Below are 12,393 nucleotides of genomic sequence, written 5' to 3'. Positions count from 1 at the left end.
TAATTATTACTATATTTCTAAAAATTGTTACGCTACAATGGAGAGAAAGTACACATCATAAAGGTGGTTTTTAAATTGGAGACTACTCACATAAATGTCAAAGAATTAAATGTAGGACAGATGATAGCAGATAACATATTTGCAAACACGCAATATCCAATTATTTCTAAAGATACAAAGATTACATATGAACATCTACATATACTAGATGTATTTAATATCAAATTAGTTCCTGTATATCAGGAGACTTCAGGAAAAATTAAAGCAGTAGATACTGTTGAAAATAATTCTATACAGTTTATAGAGCGAGTAGCATCCTTTGAAAAAGCTTATGCAGATGCTATTCAACAATTCAAAAAGGAATTTTTCAACTGGGAATCTGGTGCAAAAATTGATATGACGAAAATACGTGGCATGGTCATTCCATTAATTGAACAAGTGCTTGAGGATCGTTCCTATATATTTGATTTAAATAGTTACTCAAATCCCCAAGATTATTTATATCATCATTGTATAGCGACAGGATTGATTGCTTCAATCATGGCGCAAAAGCTAGGGTATGAGAAAGGAATTTGTATTCAAATGGCGATAGCTGGGACATTAGCTGATTGTGGAATGGCTAAAATACCTGCTAAAATTCGTGATAAAACAAGCAAATTGACACCACAGGAATTTAAAGAAATTCGTCAACATCCTGTTCATAGCTTTGTTTTGGTAAAAGATTTAGCTGCATTAAAGGGAGAAATGAAGAAGGCTATCTTCCAACATCATGAAAGATTAAATGGCAGTGGTTATCCAAAGGGAGTTAAGAATGAAGATATTTCGATTTACTCTCAAATTATCGCTGTAGCCGATGTTTATCATGCAATGACAAGTGAACGACTTTATAGTGAGAAAAAAGCTACATTCCAAGTAATAGAGATGATTAAAGAGTCTGAGTTTGGAAAGTTTGATATAAAGGTTGTCAACGCATTAATTGCAATTGTTGCTGATTTGCCAATCGGTACTAAGGTTGAATTATCAAATAAAGAGCGTGCAGAAGTAATGTTTATTAATAAGTATGCACCAACAAGGCCTTTAGTGAAAATTACAAGAACAGATGAAATTATTGATTTAGCAACAGTGCGTTCCTTCTATATATCACGTGTTATTACAAAAAATGAAGACTAGATTATTAGTTGTACGACAACATTATTAATATTGTCGTACAACTTATTTTTATAAATGGGATAAAGGTCAGAGCAAATGCAACTTTATTTTTAGAAACCGATTGGTTAATAATATTCGGCTAAGCATATGTAGGGGAGAGAAAAAGAAAGGGTATGATTAGTCAGGTTAAGCGATAAAAGTAATCTTCGATAAATGAAATTTCGAATAAAGTCTTTGATGAAAAATTATTTTCAAAAAGTATTGACCTTTCATTTTATATCTGATAATATTTATGAAGTCGCAAGTAATGCATAAGTAATTTTTGAAAAACATTTCTAAAAAGTATTTTCAAAAAGTAGTTGACTTAAAAAATGTGACATGTTATTATATAAAAGTTGCTTCTGCGAGAAGCACTTGAAATATAAAAATGAACCTTGAAAACTGAACAAGCAAGACGTGAATGAATAAAACGTTTCATTTAATAGATGAAACACAATTTTGGACATCATTAAGATGCCAGCAAATGTTTTACTGTATCGAAAGCGAAAGCGGCAGATACAATTTGAGCTTAACTCAAATTCTTTTTATGGAGAGTTTGATCCTGGCTCAGGACGAACGCTGGCGGCGTGCCTAATACATGCAAGTCGAGCGGGCGTTACTTTGGTGCTTGCACCGAAGTAACGCTAGCGGCGGACGGGTGAGTAACACGTGGGCAACCTACCTTGTAGATGGGGATAACTCCGGGAAACCGGTGCTAATACCGAATGATACTTTTGAACACATGTTTGAAAGTTGAAAGATGGTTCTGCTATCGCTACAGGATGGGCCCGCGGCGCATTAGCTAGTTGGTGAGGTAATGGCTCACCAAGGCGACGATGCGTAGCCGACCTGAGAGGGTGATCGGCCACACTGGGACTGAGACACGGCCCAGACTCCTACGGGAGGCAGCAGTAGGGAATCTTCCACAATGGGCGAAAGCCTGATGGAGCAACGCCGCGTGAGTGAAGAAGGTTTTCGGATCGTAAAACTCTGTTGTAAGGGAAGAACAAGTACAGTAGTAACTGGCTGTACCTTGACGGTACCTTATTAGAAAGCCACGGCTAACTACGTGCCAGCAGCCGCGGTAATACGTAGGTGGCAAGCGTTGTCCGGAATTATTGGGCGTAAAGCGCGCGCAGGCGGTTCTTTAAGTCTGATGTGAAAGCCCCCGGCTCAACCGGGGAGGGTCATTGGAAACTGGGGAACTTGAGTGCAGAAGAGGAAAGTGGAATTCCAAGTGTAGCGGTGAAATGCGTAGAGATTTGGAGGAACACCAGTGGCGAAGGCGACTTTCTGGTCTGTAACTGACGCTGAGGCGCGAAAGCGTGGGGAGCAAACAGGATTAGATACCCTGGTAGTCCACGCCGTAAACGATGAGTGCTAAGTGTTAGGGGGTTTCCGCCCCTTAGTGCTGCAGCTAACGCATTAAGCACTCCGCCTGGGGAGTACGGTCGCAAGACTGAAACTCAAAGGAATTGACGGGGGCCCGCACAAGCGGTGGAGCATGTGGTTTAATTCGAAGCAACGCGAAGAACCTTACCAGGTCTTGACATCCCGTTGACCACTATGGAGACATGGTTTTCCCTTCGGGGACAATGGTGACAGGTGGTGCATGGTTGTCGTCAGCTCGTGTCGTGAGATGTTGGGTTAAGTCCCGCAACGAGCGCAACCCTTGATCTTAGTTGCCATCATTTAGTTGGGCACTCTAAGGTGACTGCCGGTGATAAACCGGAGGAAGGTGGGGATGACGTCAAATCATCATGCCCCTTATGACCTGGGCTACACACGTGCTACAATGGACGGTACAAACGGTTGCCAACCCGCGAGGGGGAGCTAATCCGATAAAACCGTTCTCAGTTCGGATTGTAGGCTGCAACTCGCCTACATGAAGCCGGAATCGCTAGTAATCGCGGATCAGCATGCCGCGGTGAATACGTTCCCGGGCCTTGTACACACCGCCCGTCACACCACGAGAGTTTGTAACACCCGAAGTCGGTGAGGTAACCTTTTGGAGCCAGCCGCCGAAGGTGGGATAGATGATTGGGGTGAAGTCGTAACAAGGTAGCCGTATCGGAAGGTGCGGCTGGATCACCTCCTTTCTAAGGATATTTTCGGAATATCTCCTACAGGAGATACCATTCACGGCTTGCTGTTCAGTTTTGAAGGTTCATCTACTGATGAATACTTCAAACCATTGTTCTTTGAAAACTGGATAAAACGACATTGAAAGCAACAAGTTTAAAATAGATCAAGTAATTGATCGTGTAAGTTCTGAAATCTTATTTCTTTACTGAAATAAGTTGTAACTAACAACAATGAGGGTTTCAAGACACGAGTAGGACAAGGAAGCGATTGAACGATGGAAGGAGCGTACTTCAGTACGTGACTGACGGAGTGAATGAAGCTGACGCCGTCATACGATGTGTATTGGAAGCCGAATAGAAGGTTTCGAGATACGAGCAAGACAAGGAAACTGCTTGAGAGAATGAAGGAGCGTACCTTTGTACGTGACTGAATGAGCGAAAGTAGTTGACGCCGTATTGCGATGTAGATCGAAAGCTGTAGGTTAAGTTATTAAGGGCGCACGGTGGATGCCTTGGCACTAGGAGTCGATGAAGGACGGCACTAACACCGATATGCCTCGGGGAGCTGTAAGTAAGCTTTGATCCGGGGATTTCCGAATGGGGAAACCCACTATGTTTAATGGCATAGTATCCTTACGTGAATTCATAGCGTATGGAAGACAGACGCAGGGAACTGAAACATCTAAGTACCTGCAGGAAGAGAAAGAAAATTCGATTCCCTGAGTAGCGGCGAGCGAAACGGGAAAAGCCCAAACCAAAGAGCTTGCTCTTTGGGGTTGTAGGACACTCTATACGGAGTTACAAAGGAATGAAGTAGATGAAGCGACTTGGAAAGGTCCGCCAGAGCAGGTAAAAGCCCTGTAATCGAAAGTTCATTCCCTCCAGAGTGGATCCTGAGTACGGCGGAACACGTGAAATTCCGTCGGAATCCGGGAGGACCATCTCCCAAGGCTAAATACTCCCTAGTGACCGATAGTGAACCAGTACCGTGAGGGAAAGGTGAAAAGCACCCCGGAAGGGGAGTGAAAGAGATCCTGAAACCGTGTGCCTACAAGTAGTTAGAGCCCGTTAATGGGTGATAGCGTGCCTTTTGTAGAATGAACCGGCGAGTTACGATAACGTGCAAGGTTAAGCTGAGAAAGCGGAGCCGCAGCGAAAGCGAGTCTGAATAGGGCGAGTGAGTACGTTGTCGTAGACCCGAAACCAGGTGATCTACCCATGGCCAGGGTGAAGGTAAGGTAACACTTACTGGAGGCCCGAACCCACGCACGTTGAAAAGTGCGGGGATGAGCTGTGGGTAGCGGAGAAATTCCAATCGAACCTGGAGATAGCTGGTTCTCTCCGAAATAGCTTTAGGGCTAGCCTCGTGATAGAGAATACCGGAGGTAGAGCACTGTTTGGACTAGGGGGGCATCTCGCTTTACCGAATTCAGACAAACTCCGAATGCCGGATATTTATGCACGGGAGTCAGACTGCGAGTGATAAGATCCGTAGTCAAGAGGGAAACAGCCCAGACCACCAGCTAAGGTCCCAAAGTAATCGTTAAGTGGAAAAGGATGTGGCGTTGCTTAGACAACCAGGATGTTGGCTTAGAAGCAGCCATCATTTAAAGAGTGCGTAATAGCTCACTGGTCGAGTGACACTGCGCCGAAAATGTATCGGGGCTAAACGATTCACCGAAGCTGTGGATTGACATCTACGATGTCAGTGGTAGGAGAGCGTTCTAAGTGCGTTGAAGTCAGACCGGAAGGACTGGTGGAGCGCTTAGAAGTGAGAATGCCGGTATGAGTAGCGAAAGACGGGTGAGAATCCCGTCCACCGTATGACTAAGGTTTCCTGAGGAAGGCTCGTCCGCTCAGGGTTAGTCGGGACCTAAGCCGAGGCCGACAGGCGTAGGCGATGGACAACAGGTTGATATTCCTGTACTACCTCCCCACCGTTTGAGTAATGGGGGGACGCAGGAGGGTAGGGTAAGCAGAGCGTTGGTTGTCTCTGTTCAAGCAGTAAGGCGTGTGTGTAGGCAAATCCGCACACTGATACGTTGAGCTGTGATGACGAGTCCGTATGGACGAAGTTCCTGATCTCACACTGCCAAGAAAAGCCTCTAACGAGGTGGGAGGTACCCGTACCGCAAACCGACACAGGTAGTCGAGGAGAGAATCCTAAGGTGTGCGAGAGAACTCTCGTTAAGGAACTCGGCAAAATGACCCCGTAACTTCGGGAGAAGGGGTGCTCTTGAGCGTGCAAGCGCATGAGAGCCGCAGTGAATAGGCCCAGGCGACTGTTTAGCAAAAACACAGGTCTCTGCAAAACCGTAAGGTGACGTATAGGGGCTGACGCCTGCCCGGTGCTGGAAGGTTAAGAGGAGTGGTTAGCGCAAGCGAAGCTATGAATTGAAGCCCCAGTAAACGGCGGCCGTAACTATAACGGTCCTAAGGTAGCGAAATTCCTTGTCGGGTAAGTTCCGACCCGCACGAAAGGCGTAACGATCTGGGCACTGTCTCAACGAGAGACTCGGTGAAATTATAGTACCTGTGAAGATGCAGGTTACCCGCGACAGGACGGAAAGACCCCGTGGAGCTTTACTGTAGCTTGATATTGAATTTTGGTACAACTTGTACAGGATAGGTAGGAGCCAGAGATCTCGGAGCGCCAGCTTCGAAGGAGGCGTCGGTGGGATACTACCCTGGTTGTATTGAAATTCTAACCCATGCCCCTTAGCGGGGCAGGAGACAGTGTCAGGCGGACAGTTTGACTGGGGCGGTCGCCTCCTAAAAGGTAACGGAGGCGCCCAAAGGTTCCCTCAGAATGGTTGGAAATCATTCGTAGAGTGTAAAGGCACAAGGGAGCTTGACTGCGAGACCTACAAGTCGAGCAGGGTCGAAAGACGGGCTTAGTGATCCGGTGGTTCCGCATGGAAGGGCCATCGCTCAACGGATAAAAGCTACCCCGGGGATAACAGGCTTATCTCCCCCAAGAGTCCACATCGACGGGGAGGTTTGGCACCTCGATGTCGGCTCATCGCATCCTGGGGCTGTAGTCGGTCCCAAGGGTTGGGCTGTTCGCCCATTAAAGCGGTACGCGAGCTGGGTTCAGAACGTCGTGAGACAGTTCGGTCCCTATCCGTCGTGGGCGTAGGAAATTTGAGAGGAGCTGTCCTTAGTACGAGAGGACCGGGATGGACATACCGCTGGTGTACCAGTTGTCGTGCCAACGGCATCGCTGGGTAGCTATGTATGGACGGGATAAGTGCTGAAAGCATCTAAGCATGAAGCCCCCCTCAAGATGAGATTTCCCATTACGCAAGTAAGTAAGATCCCTCAAAGACGATGAGGTAGATAGGTTCGAGGTGGAAGTGTGGCGACACATGGAGCTGACGAATACTAATCGATCGAGGACTTAACCACATTCTAAACTTGTTTCAATGACCGTTTATCCAGTTTTGAAAGAATAATTTCTTTCCAATTTAATACGGTGAAGTGATGATGGCAAAGAGGTCACACCCGTTCCCATACCGAATACGGAAGTTAAGCTCTTTAGCGCCGATGGTAGTTGGGGGTTTCCCCCTGTGAGAGTAGGACATCGCTTCGCAACAATGAGACCACTGAATATTCAGTGGTTTTTTTGTGCATATAAAATCATCCCTTCGCTAATAAAATTGGGCCAAATAAGTTGTTTTACGGGCGAGTTCAATATATAATCGGGCGGATTTCTGCCTAAAATGGGCGAGTTATTTTTGATAGCTCTCATAATACAAAATATGGTTGAAAAATCTTATGAGAGTAGAACGACGCTTCGTATAAGCGATACTATTTGCCGATAGAAGTATCAAAGTTACTGATAGAATACAAAAACTTGCCGATAGACTTTGCCATAAACACTAAATGTTCAAGTATTTCATATTGCAAATTATGAAGTAAGGTCTTATTAATTATTTTTAAAAGGTAAAATAATTTTCTTCATGCTGCTGTGCTACGTTGAGAGTGCCCCTGTGAGAGTAGGGTGTCGTTGTATGGAAAAAATGAAAACTAGCGTCCATTTTCCTAAGCAAACTCCTGATAGTCTCCATTAAAGTTATATTCCATAGCTAATACTCCTATCAGGTGGTGGAAAGCCGTTATAAAAGTTCACATAGCTACGTAATTTTAACTGTTGTTTGATAGAGCCTTAACCTACACTAATGACAGTTAATTAATAGTCTGAATTATTTTTCTTTTATTAATACCTTGACACCATAAGTGCACGTTGATAACCTTACAATAATATTCTTTTACCTAGGAGGAATTTTCGAAATGTGGGAAACAAAATTTGCTAAAGAAGGATTAACATTTGATGATGTACTATTAGTCCCAGCACATTCTGAAGTATTACCAAAAGACGTGGATTTATCAGTACAATTAACACCAAAAATCAAATTAAATATTCCTTTAATAAGCGCTGGTATGGATACAGTAACAGAAGCGAAAATGGCGATTGCAATGGCACGCCAAGGTGGTATTGGTATTATTCATAAAAATATGACGATTGATGAACAAGCTGAAGAAGTAGAGAAAGTAAAGCGTTCTGAAAATGGCGTTATTACAAATCCATTCTTCTTAACACCAGAGCACCAAGTTTTTGATGCTGAGCATTTAATGGGTAAATACCGCATTTCGGGTGTTCCAATTGTAAACAATATGGACGACCAAAAATTAGTAGGGATTATCACAAACCGTGATTTACGTTTTATTTCGGATTATGCTTTAAAAATTGACGATGTAATGACAAAGGAAGACTTAATTACAGCTTCTGAAGGTACAACATTAGAGGATGCAGAGAAGATTTTACAGCAATATAAAATTGAAAAATTACCAATCGTTGATGAGAGCGGTAAGCTAACGGGGTTAATTACAATTAAAGATATTGAAAAAGTGATTGAATTCCCTAATGCTGCGAAAGACGTTCATGGACGTTTATTAGTAGGAGCCGCAGTAGGTGTTTCAAGCGACACAATGGCTCGTATTGCAAAGCTTGTGGAAGCACAGGTTGATATTATTGTTATTGATACAGCACACGGTCATTCACAAGGTGTATTGAATACAATTAAATCGATTCGCGAGGCTTACCCAGCGCTAGAAATTATTGCTGGAAATGTTGCTACAGCAGAAGGTACACGCGCATTATTTGAAGCTGGTGCTGATGTTGTCAAAGTAGGGATTGGACCAGGTTCAATTTGTACAACACGTGTTGTTGCAGGTGTAGGTGTACCACAAATTACAGCGGTATATGATGCTGCTTCAGTAGCACGTGAATACGGCAAAGCGATTATTGCTGATGGTGGTATTAAGTACTCTGGCGATATCGTAAAAGCGTTAGCTGCTGGTGGACATGTCGTAATGTTAGGCTCTTTATTAGCAGGTACTTCAGAATCACCAGGAGAAACAGAAATCTTCCAAGGACGCCGCTTTAAAGTATACCGTGGTATGGGCTCACTTGGAGCAATGGAAAAAGGTTCAAAAGATCGTTACTTCCAAGAGGATGCGAAAAAATTAGTGCCAGAAGGTATTGAAGGACGTCTTCCATACAAGGGGCCACTTGCAGATACAATTCACCAGTTAATCGGTGGTATTCGCGCAGGTATGGGCTACTGTGGCTCAGCTAATTTACAAGCGTTACGTGAGGAAGCACAGTTTGTTCGCATGACAGGAGCAGGTCTTCGTGAATCACATCCACATAACGTACAAATTACAAAAGAAGCGCCAAATTATTCCTATCAATAAAAAATGCAACTAATTCACTCTGTTAACGTCAATAATTGAGGTTAACAGAGTGTTTTCTTTGTATATTTACCGCATTTACTGATGTTCTATGATAAAATTATGAACGAGAAACTATTTAGTGGAGGTAGCTTTGTGAAAAAGGCAAGTATGAAAAGTATCAGTGTGCTTACGCTGGCGGTTTTGTTATTTAGCATGCTAATAACTGTACCCGTAGCAAAGGCAGAAACTGATTTAGGTTTAACGGTAGACGCAGCGATTTTAATTGACGCAGATTCGGGAAAAATTTTATATGAGCAAAATGCAGACACATCATTAGGAATTGCAAGTATGACGAAGATGATGACAGAGTATTTATTGTTGGATGCAATTAATGCAGGAACAGTGACATGGGAGCAAGAATATCGTGTAACAGACTACACATATAAAATGTCACAAAACCGTGCATTAAGTAATGTACCACTACGAGCAGATGGTACTTATACAATTCGTGAATTGTATGAAGCGATGGCAATTTATTCAGCAAATGCAGCAACAGTGGCGATTGCTGAAACAATTGCAGGTACAGAAACGGAATTTTTAAAATTAATGAATGCAAAGGCAGAAGAGCTTGGGCTCGAAGGCTATAAATTCGTTAACTCTACAGGTTTAAATAATACAGATTTATTCGGCATGCATCCATCTGGTACAGGTGCAGAGGATGAAAACGTTATGTCAGCTAAATCGACAGCGAAATTAGCCTATCATTTGTTAAAAGATCATCCGGAGGTTTTAGAAACATCTAAAATTGCAAAAAAGACATTCCGTGAAGGGACAAGCGATGCAATTAACATGGAAAACTGGAACTTCATGTTGCCAGAGCTTGTATATGCCTATGAAGGCGTAGATGGCTTAAAAACAGGTACTACAACATTTGCTGGTCATTGCTTTACAGGAACAGCAGAGCGTAATGGTACGCGTCTTATTGCTGTTGTCATGAAAGCTGTTGACGCAAACGGCGTAGGCTCTTATAAAGCACGCTTTGATGCAACAGCAAAGCTATTTGATTATGGCTTCGGTCAATTTACAAAACAAGAGCTATTACCTGCTAATTATGCATTTGATGAGCAGAAAACAGTGAAAGTGACGAAAGGAAAGGCAGACGATGTAGCAATTGCTACAAAAGAGCCAATTTCTTTCATGATTAAAACAAGCGATAAGGATTTATACAAACCTGTTCTAGATTTATCCAAAAAAGAGCTAGAGGCAGCAGTGGAACAAGGTACAGTTGTCGGTAAAGCAACATTAGAGCGCTCAGAAGGCACAGATTATGGCTTTATCGATGGAGAGGAACTAACAGTAGATGTTGTGACAACGGCCTCTGTAGAGCGTGCTAGCGGCATTTCACTGTTCTTCCAAGGTATCGGCAAATTCTTCAGCAATTTATGGGGAAGCGTGACAGGGTTATTTAGTTAACTTTCAAAAGAGTTATCCAAACGGGTAGCTCTTTTTTTGTTCTACTAACGCAAAATTTCACATATACATACGTGAAGGAGTGTGAAAAATGTGTGGAATTGCGGGTATCGTTAACTTTCAGCAAGTGCTGAAGGATACGCAGCAAATACAGCATATGACGGATGTTTTAGCACATCGAGGTCCTGATGCACAGGCAATTTGGACGGAGCAGCATGTGCAGCTTGGTCACAGGCGCTTAGCGGTCATTGACGTAGCAGGCGGTGCGCAGCCTATGACAAAAATGCATTACACAATTGTTTATAATGGTGAGCTTTATAATACCGAGGAGCTGCGTCAAACATTAATTGCACGAGGCTACACATTTACAACGACATCAGATACTGAAGTTTTACTATGCGCATTTATCGAATGGAAAGAGCACTGTGTAGAGCATCTCAATGGCATTTTTGCCTTTGCGGTGTGGGATGCAAATGAGCAATCTATTTATTTATTCCGCGACCGATTAGGGGTAAAGCCTTTATTTTATACAGAAAGTATGGAAGGCTTATTATTTGGCTCTGAAATAAAAGCATTATTAGCACATCAAGCAGTTCGCCCAATTGTAACGTATGAAGGATTAACAGCATTTTTAAGTATCGGTCCTTCGAGGAAGCCTGGTACAACAGTATTTAAAAATATCATGGAATTACCACCTGCCCATGCATTGCGATTCAATCAAAATGGTATTGCAAGTTGGTGTTATTGGGATGTAACGAGCAAGGAGCATACGGATACGCTGGAGCAGACAATTGAGCATGTACGAGAGCTAACTACAGACGCAATTCAACGTCAATTAGTGAGCGATGTGCCCCTTTGTACGCTCTTATCCGGTGGACTCGATTCAAGTATTATTACGGCAGTTGCAGCGCAAACATTAAAGGACCAACTTCATACGTACTCAATCGATTATGAGGATAATGAGCAGTTTTTTGCGAAAAATGATTTTCAAACGACGCGTGATGGCTATTGGATTAATATTATGAGTCAGCAATTTAATACGGTGCATCATGAAGTTATTGTTAAACAGGAGCAGTTAGTTGCTTATTTAAGGCAGGCATTGCAAGGTAAGGATTATCCGAGTATGGTCGATATTGATAGCTCGCTTGTATTGTTTGGGCAAGAAATTAAAAAGGATTTCACTGTTGCCTTATCTGGGGAATGTGCAGATGAGTTGTTTGGAGGGTATCCTTGGTTTTACAATGCTACGCCATACTTCCCTTGGATTCGTTCAAGTGATGAGCGAGCACAGCTGCTGCAAGAGCATTGGCAAAAAAAATTGCCATTAAAGGATTATTTGCAGCAAACATACGATGATGAAATTAAGAAAATACCTGTAACGGATAAAAGGCAGCAGCTCTTTTACTTGAATCGCCAATACTTTATGCAAACTTTATTAGAGCGTAAAGATCGAATGACGATGGCAGCAGGCTTAGAGGTGCGAGTACCTTTTGCAGATCATCGCCTTGTTGACTATGTGTGGAACATACCTTGGGAAATGAAAACAATTGGTGGATTAGAAAAAGGTATATTAAGAAAATCTTTTGAAGGTATTTTACCTCAAGAAGTATTATATCGAAAAAAGAATCCGTACCCTAAAACTTACCATCCTAAATATACAAACGGCGTCAAAAAAATATTGCAACAACGACTAGAAAATCAAAACTCTATTTTGCATGAGTTGTTTGATGCACAAAAATTACAGGAGCTAATTCAATCAAGTGGCTCATCTTTCAAGGTTCCTTGGTTTGGGCAATTAATGGCAGGGCCACAACTGCTCGCCTTTTTGGTTCAAATAGATATGTGGTTTGAGGAATATAACATTGAGCTTGTAGAGCATTAGCCTTTGCTAATGCTCTTATTTTTGGAATTT

General features: G+C 42.8%; 4 protein-coding genes and 3 rRNA genes. All 7 read left to right on the top strand.

Going from position 1 to position 12,393, the window contains the following annotated elements:
* The first annotated feature begins 75 nt into the window (after positions 1-75).
* The 7 genes from R6U77_RS04875 (at position 76) to asnB (ending at position 12,363) form a co-directional block, all read left to right on the top strand.
* Entirely contained in the window at positions 76-1,170 is a 1,095-nt protein-coding gene (locus tag R6U77_RS04875) for an HD-GYP domain-containing protein (protein WP_293929538.1), read from the top strand.
* A gap of 562 nt (positions 1,171-1,732) precedes the next feature.
* Positions 1,733-3,287: ribosomal RNA gene (locus tag R6U77_RS04870) — 16S ribosomal RNA — on the top strand.
* Positions 3,288-3,752: 465 nt separating this feature from the next.
* Positions 3,753-6,680, top strand: a 23S ribosomal RNA gene (locus R6U77_RS04865).
* 68 nt (positions 6,681-6,748) lie between these two features.
* Positions 6,749-6,864 (top strand): 5S ribosomal RNA (rrf, locus tag R6U77_RS04860).
* Together the 16S, 23S and 5S rRNA genes form the textbook arrangement of a ribosomal RNA operon.
* Positions 6,865-7,565: 701 nt before the next feature.
* The gene (guaB, locus tag R6U77_RS04855; RefSeq protein ID WP_319837645.1) at positions 7,566-9,032 is read left to right on the top strand and encodes an IMP dehydrogenase; all 1,467 of its coding nucleotides are present in this window, start codon (positions 7,566-7,568) and stop codon (positions 9,030-9,032) included.
* 147 nt (positions 9,033-9,179) lie between these two features.
* Positions 9,180-10,484 carry a D-alanyl-D-alanine carboxypeptidase family protein gene (locus R6U77_RS04850; RefSeq protein WP_319838340.1) on the top strand — a complete coding sequence of 435 codons (1,305 nt, stop codon included), beginning with the start codon at positions 9,180-9,182 and terminating at the stop codon, positions 10,482-10,484.
* 88 nt (positions 10,485-10,572) lie between these two features.
* Positions 10,573-12,363, top strand: a complete 1,791-nt coding sequence (asnB, locus tag R6U77_RS04845) for an asparagine synthase (glutamine-hydrolyzing) (RefSeq protein ID WP_319837644.1) — start codon at positions 10,573-10,575, stop codon at positions 12,361-12,363.
* Positions 12,364-12,393: the final 30 nt, after the last annotated feature.

It is taken from the genome of Lysinibacillus louembei (genome assembly GCF_033880585.1).
Taxonomy (GTDB): Bacteria; Bacillota; Bacilli; order Bacillales_A; family Planococcaceae; genus Metasolibacillus; species Metasolibacillus louembei.
Note: the sequence above shows the minus strand (reverse complement) of the source record. Positions and strands in the feature narration are given on the sequence as shown.